This is a genomic window from Kitasatospora sp. CB02891 (assembly GCF_002803145.1).
In the GTDB taxonomy this organism is placed as follows: domain Bacteria; phylum Actinomycetota; class Actinomycetes; order Streptomycetales; family Streptomycetaceae; genus Kitasatospora; species Kitasatospora griseola.
Map to the genome: position 1 here is coordinate 497,252 of NZ_NNBO01000001.1, position 14,451 is coordinate 511,702.

At 74.4% G+C, this 14,451-nt stretch carries 18 protein-coding genes; 9 read left to right on the forward strand and 9 right to left on the reverse strand.

Going from position 1 to position 14,451, the window contains the following annotated elements; translation table 11 throughout:
- Positions 1-49 precede the first annotated feature (49 nt).
- Together CG736_RS02305 and CG736_RS02310 are read right to left on the reverse strand one after the other, a co-directional pair.
- Positions 50-328, reverse strand: a complete 279-nt coding sequence (locus CG736_RS02305) for a hypothetical protein (RefSeq protein ID WP_100584431.1) — start codon at positions 326-328, stop codon at positions 50-52.
- Complete coding sequence (locus CG736_RS02310; protein WP_100584432.1) at positions 325-690, reverse strand: helix-turn-helix domain-containing protein; 366 nt, start codon at positions 688-690, stop codon at positions 325-327. Before CG736_RS02310 ends, CG736_RS02305 begins: the two co-directional genes overlap by 4 nt.
- 75 nt (positions 691-765) lie before the next feature.
- Between CG736_RS02310 and CG736_RS02315 the strand changes: the two genes are divergently transcribed.
- The 3 genes from CG736_RS02315 to CG736_RS02325 all read left to right on the forward strand — a co-directional run bounded on the left by CG736_RS02315 (position 766) and on the right by CG736_RS02325 (position 3,110).
- Positions 766-1,419 (forward strand): NADPH-dependent F420 reductase, encoded by a 654-nt coding sequence (locus tag CG736_RS02315; protein WP_100584433.1) that lies wholly within the window; start codon positions 766-768, stop codon positions 1,417-1,419.
- Between the two features lie 97 nt (positions 1,420-1,516).
- The gene (locus tag CG736_RS02320; RefSeq protein ID WP_157815365.1) at positions 1,517-2,254 is read left to right on the forward strand and encodes a hypothetical protein; all 738 of its coding nucleotides are present in this window, start codon (positions 1,517-1,519) and stop codon (positions 2,252-2,254) included.
- A gap of 295 nt (positions 2,255-2,549) precedes the next feature.
- Positions 2,550-3,110, forward strand: coding sequence for an SMI1/KNR4 family protein (locus CG736_RS02325; protein WP_100584435.1), 561 nt, complete (start codon positions 2,550-2,552; stop codon positions 3,108-3,110).
- A 49-nt stretch (positions 3,111-3,159) separates the two neighbouring features.
- Here CG736_RS02325 and aac(6') read toward each other — a convergent pair whose 3' ends face one another.
- Genes aac(6') through CG736_RS02340 form a run of 3 tightly spaced genes read right to left on the reverse strand, consistent with a single transcriptional unit; the run spans position 3,160 to position 4,672 of the window.
- Positions 3,160-3,633 carry an aminoglycoside 6'-N-acetyltransferase gene (gene aac(6'), locus CG736_RS02330; protein WP_100584436.1) on the reverse strand — a complete coding sequence of 158 codons (474 nt, stop codon included), beginning with the start codon at positions 3,631-3,633 and terminating at the stop codon, positions 3,160-3,162.
- Positions 3,634-3,682: 49 nt separating this feature from the next.
- The gene (locus CG736_RS02335) at positions 3,683-4,075 is read right to left on the reverse strand and encodes a hypothetical protein (protein WP_100584437.1); all 393 of its coding nucleotides are present in this window, start codon (positions 4,073-4,075) and stop codon (positions 3,683-3,685) included.
- Positions 4,076-4,084: 9 nt separating this feature from the next.
- Complete coding sequence (locus CG736_RS02340) at positions 4,085-4,672, reverse strand: TetR/AcrR family transcriptional regulator (protein ID WP_100584438.1); 588 nt, start codon at positions 4,670-4,672, stop codon at positions 4,085-4,087.
- Positions 4,673-4,773: 101 nt separating this feature from the next.
- On the opposite strand from CG736_RS02340, the gene CG736_RS02345 reads away from it, so the two are divergent.
- Both CG736_RS02345 and CG736_RS02350 read left to right on the forward strand, forming a co-directional pair.
- Positions 4,774-5,487, forward strand: coding sequence for a histone deacetylase (locus CG736_RS02345; RefSeq protein ID WP_369879755.1), 714 nt, complete (start codon positions 4,774-4,776; stop codon positions 5,485-5,487).
- Between the two features lie 146 nt (positions 5,488-5,633).
- The gene (locus CG736_RS02350; RefSeq protein ID WP_100584439.1) at positions 5,634-6,845 is read left to right on the forward strand and encodes an NAD(P)/FAD-dependent oxidoreductase; all 1,212 of its coding nucleotides are present in this window, start codon (positions 5,634-5,636) and stop codon (positions 6,843-6,845) included.
- 494 nt (positions 6,846-7,339) lie between these two features.
- On the opposite strand, the gene CG736_RS02355 is transcribed toward CG736_RS02350, so the two are convergent.
- Positions 7,340-8,215 (reverse strand): LysR family transcriptional regulator, encoded by an 876-nt coding sequence (locus CG736_RS02355; RefSeq protein WP_100584440.1) that lies wholly within the window; start codon positions 8,213-8,215, stop codon positions 7,340-7,342.
- Positions 8,216-8,298: 83 nt separating this feature from the next.
- Here CG736_RS02355 and CG736_RS02360 point away from each other — a divergent pair, with 83 nt between their 5' ends.
- Entirely contained in the window at positions 8,299-9,045 is a 747-nt protein-coding gene (locus CG736_RS02360) for an SDR family oxidoreductase (protein ID WP_198520326.1), read from the forward strand.
- Between the two features lie 18 nt (positions 9,046-9,063).
- Here the strand turns inward: CG736_RS02360 and CG736_RS02365 are convergent, their stop codons facing one another.
- The gene (locus CG736_RS02365; RefSeq protein WP_100584441.1) at positions 9,064-10,002 is read right to left on the reverse strand and encodes a carbohydrate kinase; all 939 of its coding nucleotides are present in this window, start codon (positions 10,000-10,002) and stop codon (positions 9,064-9,066) included.
- A 283-nt stretch (positions 10,003-10,285) separates the two neighbouring features.
- Between CG736_RS02365 and CG736_RS02370 the strand changes: the two genes are divergently transcribed.
- Positions 10,286-12,130 carry a cellulase family glycosylhydrolase gene (locus tag CG736_RS02370; RefSeq protein WP_100584442.1) on the forward strand — a complete coding sequence of 615 codons (1,845 nt, stop codon included), beginning with the start codon at positions 10,286-10,288 and terminating at the stop codon, positions 12,128-12,130.
- Positions 12,131-12,196: 66 nt separating this feature from the next.
- Here the strand turns inward: CG736_RS02370 and CG736_RS02375 are convergent, their stop codons facing one another.
- Positions 12,197-13,039, reverse strand: coding sequence for an SAM-dependent methyltransferase (locus tag CG736_RS02375; RefSeq protein ID WP_100584443.1), 843 nt, complete (start codon positions 13,037-13,039; stop codon positions 12,197-12,199).
- Between the two features lie 54 nt (positions 13,040-13,093).
- Between CG736_RS02375 and CG736_RS02380 the strand changes: the two genes are divergently transcribed.
- Both CG736_RS02380 and CG736_RS02385 read left to right on the forward strand, forming a co-directional pair.
- A complete protein-coding gene (locus CG736_RS02380; protein WP_100584444.1) occupies positions 13,094-13,549 on the forward strand; it encodes a MarR family winged helix-turn-helix transcriptional regulator in 456 nt (151 codons plus the stop codon).
- Between the two features lie 94 nt (positions 13,550-13,643).
- Entirely contained in the window at positions 13,644-14,003 is a 360-nt protein-coding gene (locus tag CG736_RS02385) for a PRC-barrel domain-containing protein (RefSeq protein ID WP_100584445.1), read from the forward strand.
- A gap of 55 nt (positions 14,004-14,058) precedes the next feature.
- On the opposite strand, the gene CG736_RS02390 is transcribed toward CG736_RS02385, so the two are convergent.
- Positions 14,059-14,439 carry a cyclase gene (locus CG736_RS02390; RefSeq protein WP_100584446.1) on the reverse strand — a complete coding sequence of 127 codons (381 nt, stop codon included), beginning with the start codon at positions 14,437-14,439 and terminating at the stop codon, positions 14,059-14,061.
- Positions 14,440-14,451 lie beyond the last annotated feature (12 nt).

Genomic DNA, 14,451 nt, shown 5'->3' on the forward strand with positions numbered 1-14,451 from the left:
TCCAGGCGCCGCGACTGCCGCACTCAGCCAGGACCAACCGGCAGTGCCATCACCCGGCGCCCCTACCCGTGACTCCGCGATCCGCCAACTCCGCCACCCACTCGCCTACTTGCTCATCGTCGTGCAGGTACGGCTCGCCCGGTCCGGAGCGCAGATCGATGCCGTGCAGCAGGCCCAGCGCCCACCAGGACACCTCGTCCCACCGCAGCGTGTCGTCCAGCACCCATCTCGCCGCCCACCGGTCCGCCCTGTCCCGGTCCACCCACCCCTCGGCGACGGCTTGCAACCACCCGGCGATCTCGGTCGGCCCCGGCTGCGCCTCGTTCACGGCCGGTCCTCCGCAGCCGCCGCGTCCGCCGCCTCCTGGGCCGCCATCACCTGGTCCCCGTGCTCGAACGCCCAGGCTCCGAAGGCGTCGATCGGCGCCAGCAGGGTGCGGCCGAGCGCGGTCAGCGCGTACTCCACGCCGGTCGCGGCCTGCGGGCGGCGTTCGACCAGGCCGTGGTACTGCAGGCGGCGCAGCGTCTCGGTCAGGACCTTCGAGCTGATGCCGCCGATCCGCTCCCGCAGTTCGACGGGGCGGTGCGGGCCGTCGCGCAGCGCCCAGATCAGTACGGCGTTCCAGGTGTTGGAGAGCAGGTCGAAGGCGAGCCGGGCTCGGCAGTCGGCGAGGAAGGCGTCGGGGGTCACGTACCGAATGGTGCCCGACCGGCTCCCTACTGTCGAAGGAGATCGGTCCAACCCCGCACGGAGTGGAGCACATTGATGTCCGAACCGTTCACCATCGGCGTTCTCGGCACCGGCCGCATGGCCGACGCCCTCGCCACCCACTGGGCCCGCGCCGGGCACCACGTCACTGTCGGCGGCCGGGACGCGGCCAGGGCCCGCCGCCTCGCCGACCGGATCGGCCACGGCGCCCGCCCGGCCGGTCTGCGCGCGGCGGCGGAGGCCGGCGAGGTGGTGCTGGTGGCACTGCCGTACGGCGCGGGCGCCGAGGTGGTCGGCGAGCTGCGCGATGCGCTGGCCGGCCGCACGCTGATCGACTGCGCCAACCCGGTCGGCCCGGGATTCCGGCTGCTCACCGAACAAGGGCCGTCCGCTGCCCACCAGTTGGCGGACGCGGCGCCCGGCGCCCGCGTGGTGAAGGCGTTCAACCTCTGCCACGAGGACGTCTGGCGCCTGCAGCCCCCGGTCTTCGACGGCCGCCCCCTCGCCGTCCCGCTCTGCGGCGACCATCCGGACGCCCTCGCGCACGCCGCCACCCTGGTCCGCGACCTCGGCTGCACACCCGTCCACGCCGGCCCCCTCGCCCGCGCGCACCTCCTGGAGGCCACCGCGGCCCTCTTCATCGGCCTCTGGGTCGGCCAGAACGCCGACGTCCAGGCCATCGCCCCGCCCCTCACCCACGCCGTCGGCTGACACGCCATCAGCCCAGGCTCGCATGGCCGTTGCGCACGCCGAGCATCGGCCGGATCACCAGCGACCGGGCGGGCCTGGTAGCGTGACTTCAGAAAATTTGAACGCGTTCAACAGTGGGGGCGTGGAAGCCATGGCTGCACCCGGACCCGTGGAGCGGGCGAGGCAGGTACCGCGAGCAGCGCGAGTCCTGGTGGTGCTGGCGACACTGTGCGCCGCGCCCGGCGTGCTCTGGGTGGTCCTGGTCGGTGGGTCGGGCATCGATTTCGGGCTGGTGCTCGGCGCACTGGCCGCAGCAGCACCGCTGCTCGCGCGGGACGTCGCCACGTTCCGGACAGCCTGTCTGACCATGAGCTGCGCGGTACTCGGAATCGCCGTCCTCGGATTCCTCTTCGGGCTGTTCGTCCTGCTGCCCGCGGGCCTCGTCCTTCTCACCGCGGCAAGCCGGGCACGTCCCGAGCCCCGCCCCGGGCCGCTCGCGCTCGGCGTTCTGGTGTCCACCGTGACCCTGGGCCTGGCCGGCTGGCTGATCGGCGAGGCCTGGGTCGCCCCTCTCTTCCGCGGACCGGACGCCTACCTCGCCACAGTCCAGGAAGGCAGTCCCCTCCTGCCGACTGGCCACACCCACGCAATCTCCTACGACGCCCAGGATCTCGGCCACGGCGCCACCCACGTCTTCCTGCTGGAAACCGGCGGAGTGCCGGGCGCCGGACTCACGGTCGTCTTCGACCCCCGCACCTCCGCCGCCGACCGCGCCGAACTGCGCCGCACGATCGCCGAACTACCGGGCGTCACCAACGTCAGACTCTGCCGGCCGGCAGCCTCGAACTGCCGCTGACCACCGAAGCCGCCCACGTTCGATTGCACTCGACGACTTCGACCTCGGCCGTCGCGAACCGCCACCGGCGCGACTGCGTCCTCGGTGCGCTGAGCACGTGGGGGCATGGCACCGGGGCGCTGGAGACCACGGAGGACGCGGCCGCCCGCGAACGTCGCGACCGGCCGAGGGCCGAGCGTGCTTCCTGGGCGGCGGGTGACCATGCCGAACGGCACAGCGCCGAGCCGCCGTTCTGACGCAGCCCCGGCAGGCCCCGCGGGTCTCGTGTGTCCGCCCCTGCTGCTAGACATGGCCCGTGCATACGGAACACCCCGACGCGGCCGAACTCGCCGCTCTCCGCGAAGCCTTCGCCTCCGCCAACGGCGCCGCTCTCGGCTGGGCGGGGGTGCACGCCTTCGAGGCGCAGCACGGCGTCGTCCTGCCGGAGCCCTATCGGACGTTCGTCGCCGAGATCGCCGACGGCTCGGCCGAGGGCCCGCCGACCTACGGGCTGGTGCCGCTGGCCGAGTTGCCCGAGGACTGGGGTGGCGGCCGGCCCGAGCGGGTGCTGGGCCGGCCGTTCCCGCTGACCGGGACGTGGTTGTGGGAGGACGACGAGGACACCCCGGAGGAGGAGCTCGACGAGGCGATCGAGCCGGTGTTCAACGACGGTTCGATCGTGCTCGGCACCGACGGTTGCGGCATGTACTGGCACCTGGTCGTCACCGGCGAACACCGCGGCCACATCTGGCTCGTGACCGGCGAGGGCGCCTCCCCGTTCGGCGACGTCTTCGGCGGGACCACCGCCGCTCCGGGCTTCGCCGGCTGGGTCGCCCACTGGACGGCCGACAAGGACTGGTTCGACGCCGAAGGCTGACCGGCGCAGGCGCGGCCACTGCGGAGCGGCCCGGCGCAGGCCGGTCGGGTCAGGTGAGTTCCTCGGCGAGCAGGTCCATGAGCAGCCCGTCCTGCCAGGTGCCCGTCCGGTGGTCGCGCCAGTAGGACCGCATGATTCCGACGGGTTGGAAGCCGACCTTGCGGTAGCTGCGGATCGCCGCGGTGTTGGCCGCGGCGGGGTCGATGGTCAGGCGGTGGTGGCCGCGGTCGTGCACCAGCCAGCGGGCGAGGGTCCGTACGGCGTCGGTGCCGAGTCCCTTTCCGTGGTGGCGTGCGGTCAGGAAGACGTCGAGGCCGGCATGCCGGAACTCGGGGTCGGTCTCCTCCTGGTACTGGATCGCTCCGATGACTTCGCCCCGGAGGACGACGGCGAGCATGCGCTGGAAGTCGTCCGGGGGCGACCACCATGCGGCGACCTCCGGCTCCCGGACGATCCGGTCGAGGACTTCCTCGTCACCGACGGCGACCGGCCGCAGTACGACCTCGGCTCCACGCAGCTCCATGCCCTCAGTACCCCCCGAAGCCCGGCGCGCTCGATCGCCGTCCGCGCTGTCACTCCGGCCGCCGCACCCACGGTGCAAGGCGTTCGCCAGGGCCCAACTCCCCACGCCAGTACCGGTATACCAGGCCTTCGACGACGCGCAGCCGACCCGCCGCGATCAGGCCCTCGGTCGGTTCGGGGCCGCCCGCGTCGGCGGTGAAGGCGATCAGGACGGACGGGGCGGTGCCGAGTCGGTCGCGGACGCCGGTCGTCTCGGCGGGCGTCGGAGCGCGGAACACCGGGTCCTGGAAGGAAGCGGGGCAGGACACCAACTCCGGGTCTTCGAAGTGCAGTTCGAGGCGGTGGTGGTACGTCAGGTCGTGGCCGGCGGCCAGGATCAGTCGGGACGGGTCCCAGGAGACCACGTCCCAGTCCCACCAGGAGCCTTCGGGCAGTTCGAGCACCGCCGACGCTCAGCCGTCGAGGAGGGCGGCCAGGTACCGGTCGGCGTCCGCCGCCAGTTCGGCGCGGCCCGGCGGGTTCGCGTGCCCGCTGCCCGCCGTCCCGTTGAACAGGACGCCGTCGCACCAGCGCACCAGCCGCCGGGCGTCCGCGGCCGGGTCGGTCGAGCCGCAGGCGCGCAGCAGGTGGACCGCCACGTCCACGAAGCCGGCCCCCAACCGGTCGCAGACGGACCGGAGTTCGGGGCGACGGGCGGCCTCCAGGGCCAGCTCGATCCGGGCCACCGTCAGCACCCGGCCCGCCGTCAACGCGTGCTCCAGCCCGTCCGCCACCACCGTCACCAGCAGGCGTCGCGCCGCCGCGCCCTCCCCGACCGGCCGGGTCAGCACGTCCCCGACCATCCCGGCCGCCTCGACCTCGGCGATCCGGGTCAGGGCGACCTCCAGCAGCGCCGACCGCGTCCGCGCCAGGTTGGACGTCGATCCCACGGGGAGCCCGGCCGCCTCGTCGACCGCCCGGTGCGTCAGCCCGCGCAGGCCGCGCTCCGCGATCACGGCGACAGCCGCATCGGCAATCCGGGTCGGTCGTGCCAGAGTCATGGCGAGATCATCCCGCGCTCCGGCCGCTTCCCCCAAACCGCGCCGCGCCATCGGCCCGTCGAGCAGCCGCGGTCCGTCAGGTCGCCGCTACCTTCTGCCACATGAACGAGCCCCGGCCGTCACGCGCCGAGCCCCAGCCGTCGCCCCGCCGACCGTCGCCGCTGTCCGGCCCGACCGCCCCCGGCGACCCGGTGTGGTACGCGGCGTACGGGTCGAACATGCACGCCGGCCGCCTCGCCCGCTACCTCTCCGGCGGCCGTCCGGTCGGCGCCGCCCGCAGCTACTCGGGCTGCCGCGACCGCACTCCACCGGAGCGGACGCTGCCGATCCTGCTGTCGGGGACCCTGTACTTCGCCCTCGAATCCTCCACCTGGACCGGCGGCACGGCCTTCTACGACCCCGCTCCGGGCGGCGACCTGCCGGCCCGGGCCTACCTCCTCACCGCCGGGCAGTTCGCCGACATCGCCGCCCAGGAGATGTACCGCGAGCCCTTCGCCGACCTCGACCTGACTCGGGTCCTGACCACGGGCCGCGACCGAGTGGGCCCCGGGCGCTACGAGACCCTGCTCCGTCTCGGCGGCCTCGACGGCATCCCCGTGCTCACCTTCACCGCCCCCGGGACGCTCGCCGACGCCGATCTCAACCCGCCCTCCGCCGCCTACCTCGCCACCATGGCCGCCGGTCTCTCCGAGGCCCACGGCTGGAGCGCGGCCCGAGCCGCGAACTACCTGGCCACCCGCCCGGGCGCCGCCGCCCGCTGGACCCCCGAGTCCGCCCTCCGGGCCATCCGCTCGGCCGCCGCACCCTCCGCCTGACGGCCCCCAGCCGACAGCCCGCAGCCGACGGCGCGCCGTCGACGGCGCGCGAAGGAACCCGGTCCACCGGAACTACATCCGTAGTACGCTCGGCCCCAGCAAGCCGAACTACACCTGTAGTCGACTCGGTCGATCGGAGCCCCGCCATGCCCTCCACCCCTGACAGCCGCCCGGCGATCGTGATCGGCGGTGGCATCGGCGGCCTCGCCGCCGCCCTCGCCCTGCATCGGCGGGGCGTCCGGGTCACCGTGCACGAGCGGGCCGCGAGCCTCGAACCGGTCGGCGCGGGGCTGGCGTTGGCGCCGAACGCGTTGCGGGCATTGGACGTTCTGGGCGTCGGCGCACGCCTGCGCGCCCTCGCGGTGCGGCACCCGGCCGTGGGCCTGCGACGCCCGTCCGGACGGTGGCTGGCCCGGACGGACACCGAGGCGGTGCAGCGGCACTTCGGCGATCCGGTGCTGGCGGTCGCGCGGGCCGAACTGATCGCCGCGCTGGTCGACGCCCTCCCGCCCGGGACCGTCCGCACCGACTCGCCGGCCGCTCTGCACGACCCCGGCGACGCCCACGCCCCGGCCCGGGTCGACACCCCGGACGGCCGGTGCGAGGCGTCCCTCGTGGTCGCGGCGGACGGCATCCGCTCCGCCACTCGGGCCCGGCTCTTCCCGCACCACCCCGGGCCCCGCTACTCGGGGTTCACCACCTGGCGGACCGTCGTCGACCACCCCGAGCACCCGCCCGCCGCCGTCGGCGAGATCTGGGGACGCGGCGCGCTCGCCGGCATCGTGCCGCTCGCCGCCGGACGGGTGTACGTATACGGGGCCGCCCTCGCGCCGGCCGGGCAGCGCGCCGCCGACGGCGACGAGCACGCCGAAATGCTGCGCCGGTACGGCAGTTGGTGCGCCCCATTGCCGGAACTGCTGCGGGGGGCCGACGCCGCCCGGGTGCTGCGGAACGACGTCTGGGCGCTCACCGACCCGCTGCCGGCGTTCCACCGCGGCCGGGTCGCGCTGCTCGGCGACGCCGCACACGCCATGTCGCCGTTCCAGGGGCAGGGCGCCTGCCAGGCCGTCGAGGACGCGGTGGTCCTGGCCGCCGCACTTCCCGCCCCGCACGAGCCGTCGGACCCTTCCCTCGCCCTCGACGCCTACTCCGCTGCCCGCCTGCCCCGCACCTCCCGGATCGTGGCGGGCTCGCACACCGTGGGCCGCCTGGTCGCCGTCCACTCCCGCCCGGGCACCCTCCTGCGCGACAGCGTCCTCGCCGCCGCCGGACGCCTGCCCGACCGCGTCCTGCTCGACCGCTCGGCCCCCACCTACACCTGGCAGCCACCCACCATCGGTGATCCGGTAACCAGTTGACGCCCTTTCGACGAACCCCGTGCAGTCTCGCCGGGCGCAGCTCAGCACGTTCTCGAACAGGAACACCGAGCCGAGGACAGCCGACACCGTCCGCCGCCGAACCCTGCCGCCCGGCGCGATGGCAGGCGCCGCCGAGACACGGCTACCCGGCCCGCAACAGCTCCGCCGCCCCGTCCGGCGATATGCCGGCCCGCACCGCACCACTCCGACCGGCACTCACGCGCCCCTCAAGGCCGATACCAACCCGGGCGACCACCCGACATCCGCTTGCCCCACGCCAATTGCCCAACTCACCCAGACCAATGGCAGGCGCCGCCGAGGCACAGCTGCCCGGCCCGCAACAGCTCCGCCGCCCCGTTCGGCGACATGCCAGCCCGCACCGCACCACCACGGTCGACGCTCACGCACCCCTCAAGGCCAACACCAACCCGGGAAACCACCCAACATCCACTTGCCCCACGCCGGTTGCCACGCCCGGGCCACCTGAAAGTTGTTCAACTCACCTGCGCAGAAGCGGAGTTCGTCCCGACCCCGAACACCTCGATCGCCGCCCGCACCAGTCCGGCCAGTGGGCGGGAGCGGGCGGTCGGGTCCCAGGCCAGCACGGAGGTGACGGGCCGGGCATCGGGCACGGGGACGGCGGTGACGCCGGGGCGCAGTTGGGTGCGGGAGGAGTCGGGCAGGACGGCGTACATCCGGCCGAGGGCGACCAGTTGGCTGAGCTGGGCGTGGTCGCGGATCTCGGGGCCGGGGCCGTCGGGGTAACTGCCGTCGCGGCGCGGGAAGCGCGGTGCGGGCAGGTCCGGCAGGGCGGCGAGCTCGGCGAGTCGCAGGGCGGTGCGGGCAGCCAGCGGATGGCCGGCGGGCAGGAGGGCGACCTGGCCCTCGGTGTGCAGCTCCTCGGTGTCGAGTCCGGCGGTGGAGTCGAACGGCAGGTGCAGCAGCGCCGCGTCCACCGCACCCTCGCGCAGCAGGCGTTCCTGCTCGCCGAACCGGCACAGCCGCAGGTCCACCGGCACCGGATCCGGCCCGGCGGCGTACGCGTCGAGCAGGGCCGCCAGCAGTTCGGTGGAGGCGCCGGCCTTCGCCGCGAGGACCAGGCCGGGCGGCTGCCCGGCCCGCCGGGTGCGGGCCTCGGCGGCGGCCACGGCCGCCAGCACGGTGCGGCCCTCGCGCAGCAGCACGTGTCCGGCGCCGGTCAGCGTCACGCCGCGGCTGTCGCGTTCCAGCAGGACGGTGCCGAGCCGCCGTTCCAGCTGGGCGATCGCCCGCGACAGCGGCGGCTGCGCCATGCCGAGCCGCCGGGCCGCCCGTCCGAAGTTCAACTCCTCGGCCACGGCGACGAAGTAGTGCAGTTCCCTGGTCTCCACCCGCCCCAGCCTACGGCGATACCCGCACGGTATCGCCGGGCCACCGGATCGGTCTTGGCCACCCGGCCGGGCCGGCCCGCAGCATGGTGGCCATGAACGAGAACACGAACGGACCCACCGTGGCGCTGGTGACCGGTGCGAACAAGGGCATCGGGTACGAGATCGCGGCGGGACTCGGCGCGTTGGGCTGGCAGGTCGGCGTGGGCGCCAGGGACGGGCAGCGCCGCGAGGAGGCGGTGCGGACGCTGCGCGCCCGCGGCGTGGACGCGTTCGCCGTCCCGCTCGACGTCACCGACGACGACTCCGCGACGGCCGCCGCGGAGCTGCTCGCCGAGCGCTTCGGGCGGCTCGACGTGCTGGTCAACAACGCGGCGGTGACGGGCGGCATGCCGCAGGCGCCGACCGGCGTCGACCCGGCGCAGGTGCGGCTGGTGGTGGAGACGAACGTGCTGGGGGTGATCCGGGTGACCAACGCGGTCCTGCCGCTGCTGCGCCGCTCCGCCGCGCCGCGGATCGTCAACATGTCCAGCGGGGTGGGCTCGTTGGCGCTGCAGTCCGACCCGGACGCGTTCACCGGGCCGACCTCGGCCGCCTACGCGCCGTCGAAGACCTTCCTGAACGCCGTGACGGTGCAGTACGCCAAGGAGTTGACCGGCACCGGCGTCCTGGTCAACCTGGCCTGCCCGGGCTACTGCGACACCGACCTCAACGGCCACCGCGGCACCCGGACTCCCGCCCAGGGCGCGGTGATCGCGGTGCGCCTGGCCACGCTGCCGGCCGACGGGCCGACCGGGCAGTTCTTCAACGAGGACGGCCCGCTGCCCTGGTGACGGGCCGTCGGCAGCAACTCAGAGCTCGCCGGCCCACGGCGGGTTGGCGCCGGCCACCGCCACCGTCCGGGCCGCGACGCGCGCCGCGAACGCGCAGGCCCGTTCCAGGCCTTCGGCCGTCAGCGCGTCCAACCGGCCGCCCAGGAAGCCCTGTTCGGCGAGCGAGTGGAGCAGTCCGGCGGTGAACGAGTCGCCCGCGCCGACGGTGTCCACCACCGGGGTCGGCGGCGCGGGCACCCGGACCCGCCGGCCGTCCAGGGAGGCGAGGGCGCCGTGTTCGGCCAGGGTGATCACCACCAGTCGGGCGCCGGCCCGGTGGAAGCGGTCGCAGGCCTGCTCGGGCGTGGTGTCGGGGAGCAGCAGCGCCAGGTCGTCGGCGCTCAGCCGCAGCAGGTCGGCGAGTTCGCACCAGCGCGGCAGCCGCCGCCGGTAGGCCTCCGGTTCGACCAGCAGCGGGCGGACGTTCGGGTCGATCGAGACGGTGGCCCCGGCCCGCACGTCGGCCAGCAGGTCCTCGATCCGCGGTCCGCCGGGCTCGCGGACCAGGGCCAGCGAACCGGTGTGCACGCACACCGACCCGTCGCCGCGCGCCGCCGCCAGCTCCGGTCCGGTCCACTGCCAGTCGGCGGTGCCCTCGGCGTGGAAGGAGTAGTCGGCGTGGCCGTCGCCGTCGAGCGCGGCCAGCGCCAGGGTGCTCGGTTCGGCGGCCCGCACGGCGCCCGACAGCTCCACGCCGGAGCCGGCCAGGTGGGCGCGGAACAGTTCGCCGAACGGGTCGCCGGAGATCCGTCCGAGGAACCGCGTCGGCGTGCCCAGGCGGGCCAGCGCCACGGCGGTGTTCGCCGGGCCCCCGCCGGGCAGCACCCGCAGCGCCAGCTCCCCCGGCCGCGCCGCACCGGGCTCCACGAACGCGTCGGCGACGCACTCCCCGACCACGGTGATCGACCGACCCGCCATCGAAACCAGCCTCCCATCAGGGCGAACGCACAGGACCGGTCTGGACTCCATCACCGTGACCGGCCCCGCGTCAATGCGGACCGGCCCCGGGGGTGTCGCGGCCGGGCGATGTACGTTTCAGCGCGCGGGCGGACTCTCCGCACCTCAAGTGGGAGCGCTCCCAACGCTATTGACACCGCCGGACCGCGTCTGGCGTCATGTCCGGTATCCCCAAGGGCCCTTGTCGGAGCGCTCCCCCACCCCTGTCGGACGCCCCCATCCGCGTCCAGAGAGGAACGAGACCATGCGACTCCCGTTGCCCCGGCACCTGCCGCGCCGGCTGGCGGCCTCGGCCGCCGCGCTGGCCGCGCTGCTCGCGGCCGCCTTCGCCGCCGCCCCTCCGGCGCCCGCCGCCCCGACCTCCTCGGCCGAACCCGCGGCGTCCGCCACCGTCTCGGCGGGCGCCGGTTTCTGGCACACCAGCGGCCGGAGGATCCTGGACGAGGCCGGGAACCCGGTCCGGATCGCCGGCATCAACTGGTTCGGCTTCGAGACCTCCAACTACGTGGCCCACGGCCTGTGGAGCCGCGACTACCGGTCGATGATCGACCAGATGAAGTCGCTGGGCTACAACACCATCCGGCTGCCGTACAGCGACGACATCTTCAAGGGCACCACCCCGACCAGCCTGAACACCTCGGGCGGGATGAACGCCGACCTGGTCGGCCTGAACTCGCTCGGTGTGATGGACAAGCTGGTCGACTACGCGGGCACCGTGGGCATGAAGGTGATCCTGGACCGGCACCGCCCGGACTCCGGCGGCCAGTCGGCGCTCTGGTACACCTCCTCGGTGCCGGAGTCGACCTGGCTGGCCAACCTGAAGTCGATCGCCGCCCGGTATGCGGGCAACTCCGCGGTGGTCGGCATCGATCTGCACAACGAGCCGCACGACCCGGCCTGTTGGGGCTGCGGCGACCAGGCCACCGACTGGCGGCTGGCGGCGCAGCGCGGCGGCGAGGCGGTGCTGTCGGCCAATTCGAAGCTGCTGATCTTCGTGGAGGGCGTGCAGTCCTTCAACGGCTCCTCGTACTGGTGGGGCGGCAACCTGCAGGGCGCGGGCCAGTATCCGGTCCAACTGAGCGTCGCCGGAAGGGTGGTGTACTCGGCGCACGACTACGCGACCAGTGTGGCGCAACAGTCCTGGTTCTCCGACCCGAGCTTCCCGGCGAACATGCCGGGCATCTGGGACAAGAACTGGGGCTACCTGTTCAATCAGAACCTCGCGCCGGTGTGGGTCGGCGAGTTCGGCACCACGCTGCAGTCCGCCACCGACCAGACCTGGTTGCGGGCGCTGGTGCAGTACCTGCGGCCGACGGCGACGGCGGGCGCGGACTCGTTCCAGTGGACGTTCTGGTCGTGGAACCCGAACTCGGGTGACACGGGCGGCATTCTGAACGACGACTGGACGACCGTGAACACGGTGAAGGACGGCTACCTGGCGTCGGTGAAGTCCCCGGGCTTCGGCGGCGGTCCGGGCGGCGGCGGCCCGGGCGACACCCAACCGCCGTCCGTGCCGGGCGGGTTGGCGGTGACGGGTGTCACGGCGAGCAGTGTGTCGCTGTCCTGGGCGGCGTCCACCGACGACACCGGGGTGACGGGGTACGAGGTGTACCGGGGCGGGGCAAAGGTCGCGTCGGTGGCCGGGACCTCGTACACCGACGGCGGGTTGGGCGCGGCGACGGCGTACAGCTACACGGTCCGGGCGAAGGACGCGGCGGGCAATGTGTCGGCGGCGTCGGCGGCGGTCACCGCGACCACCTCGGCGGGCGGCGGGGGCAGTGCCGGGTGTGCGGCGGCGATCAGCCTGAACGACTGGGGCAGCGGCCTGACCGCGACAGTGACGGTCACCAACACCGGCACGGCCGCGACCAAGGGCTGGCAGGTGGTCTGGACGTGGCCCACCGGCCTGCAGATCAGCGGGAGTTGGAGCGCGGACGTGGCCCGCAGCGGGCAGACCGTGACGGCGCGCAGCCTGGCGTACAACGGGGTGCTGGCCCCGGCGGCGTCCACCACGTTCGGCGTCCAGGCGACCCGCACGGACGCCTCGGCGGTGGCGTCCGCGACGCCGGTGTGCACCGCGACCTCCTGAGCCGACTCCACTCCGCCGCGGCAGCCGCCCGGTCACCGGTCCGACGGTGTCCGGGCGGGGCGGCGGTCAGCCCCGCACGGCTTCCAGGAAGCCGTTGGTGACGGTGCCGGAGGCGGGCGGCAGGGTGCGGCCGTGGGTGGCGGCGAGTTCGTCGAGCGAGGTGAAGCGGGTGGTCCAGCCGTGGGCGTCGAGCCAGTCGGCGGTGCCGGGGCCGAGGCCGCCGCGCCACAGGGAGGTCATCTCGGTGAGGCCCTCCTCGACGGGGGTGCGGCTGGTGTCGCGGCCCTGCTCGACCAGCAGGCGGCTGCCGGGTGCGGACAACTCGCCGACGGTGGTGAGCAGTCGGGCGGCCTGGTCGGCCTCCAGGTAGACCAGCAGCCCTTCGGCGAGCCAGGCGGTGGGCTGCCCGGGATCGAAGCCGGCGGCCCGGAGCCGGTCGGGCCAGTGGGGGTCGGTGAGGTCGGCGGGCAGCGCGGTGCGCGCGCACCGGGGCCGGGCGTCGTGCGCGGCGAGGACCTGGTCCTTGAAGGCGAGGACGGGCGGCAGGTCGATCTCGAACAGGCGGGTGCCGCCGGGCCAGGGCAGCCGGTGGGCCCGGGTGTCGAGTCCGGCGGCGAGCAGGACGACCTGGCGGGCGCCCGCGGCGAGCAGCCGGTCGTCGTAGTGCCGGGTGCGCAGGATGCCGTGCATGAGCAGGCGGGCGGCGAGCGGCCCGAGCGGTTTGCCGGTGGGGCGCGGCGGCTCTCCGGCGGCGGTGACGAAGGCGAGCGCGTAGGGGTCGACGAACAGCGGGTCGATCCGGGCGCTCTCGTAGGCGCGGCCGCGGGCCACGGCGAGGGCGGTGCGGGACACGGGGCTCAGCTGCTCGGCGGCGGGCAGTCCGGGGCCGGCCGGCTCTTGGGTCGTCATGCCGGAGAAACTACATCGCCACCGATACATCTGTGAAGATGTATTCTGCCGGGCATGGACGGCGTGCGACTTCTGCGACTCGGCAAGCGACTGACGGAGCTCGGCCGGGAGATGGTCACCGACCACGCCTCGGCGACCCTCTCCCCCGGCGAGATCGCAGTGATCGCCGACGTGTACCGGCACCCGGACACCTCCGTGCAGGACATCCGGGCCCGCACCGGCTTCGCCCAGAGCCACGTCTCCACCTCGGTCGCCCGCCTGCGCGAGCGCGGCCTGCTGGACGCCGCGCCCGACCCCGCGGACGGCCGCCGCACCCTGCTGAGCGCCTCCGAGACCGCCCGCCGCTACATCAGGGCCCGGGTCGCCCGCCCCGCCGAGCCGGTCATCGCCGGCGCCGTCCCCGACCCGGAGCAGGCCCGCCGGGTCGGCGAGCTGCTCGACGAGCTGGCCGGCCTGCTGCTCCCGCCGGACCCGGCGGCGCGGACGGGCGGGTCCGACCACCGTCGCTGACCATGGACGGGTCGGGGAATCCCCCCGCCCCGCCACGGGGCCGCACCGCCGTCGGGCCGTGCGGCCGGCGGACCGTCCAGCCGGGAGGCCGTCAATGATCTCGATCGCCGACATCCGCGAGTGGCGCGGCCACGACGTGGTCGACCAGGACAGCAAGAAGATCGGCTCCCTGGAGAACATCTACGTCGACACCGCCACCGACCTGCCGTCCTTCGCCACCGTCACGGTCGGCCCGATGTTCAGCAAACGCCGCCTGGTGTTCGTACCGGTCGCGGACGCGGTGGTCGGGCCGGGCTACGTGCGGGTCCCGTTCGACCGCAACGCCGTGAAGGACGCGCCGTCCATCGACCCCGACGGGGTGCTGGCCGCCGAGATGGAGCCCGAGGTGTTCGCGCACTACAACCTCGACTACGCCACCGGCGCGGGCGGCGAACGGCGACTCGCCCGCCGCTGAGCGCCACCGCCCGGCCGACACCGCCCGAGCGCCACCGCCCCGGCCGGCCGCCCGCTCAGGCGGCCGGGACCGGGCCGCCGCGCTCGACGTCCGCCTTGAACGCGGCGAGTTCGTCGATGACGTGCCGGTCGGTGAAGCCGAGCCCCTCCACCAGGTGGTCCCACAGGCCGTGCGGCTCGGTGTCCAGCTGCAGCATCACCCGGGTGCCGTCCTCGTCGGCGGCCCCGACGCGGTGGAACGTCACCACCCCGGAGTGCCCGGGCCGGTCCTCGCCGCCGCTCCAGGCGATCCGGTCCTGCGGCACCACCTCGGTCGCGGCGGCGCCGCGGCCCGCGCCGCCGCGCATGCAGGCGGGCAGCGACGCGCGGTCGGTCCAGGCGCGGTAGACCGCCTCGATCGGAGCGTCGATCTCCACGGATTCCTCGATCCGTCCCATGGGGGTTCTCCT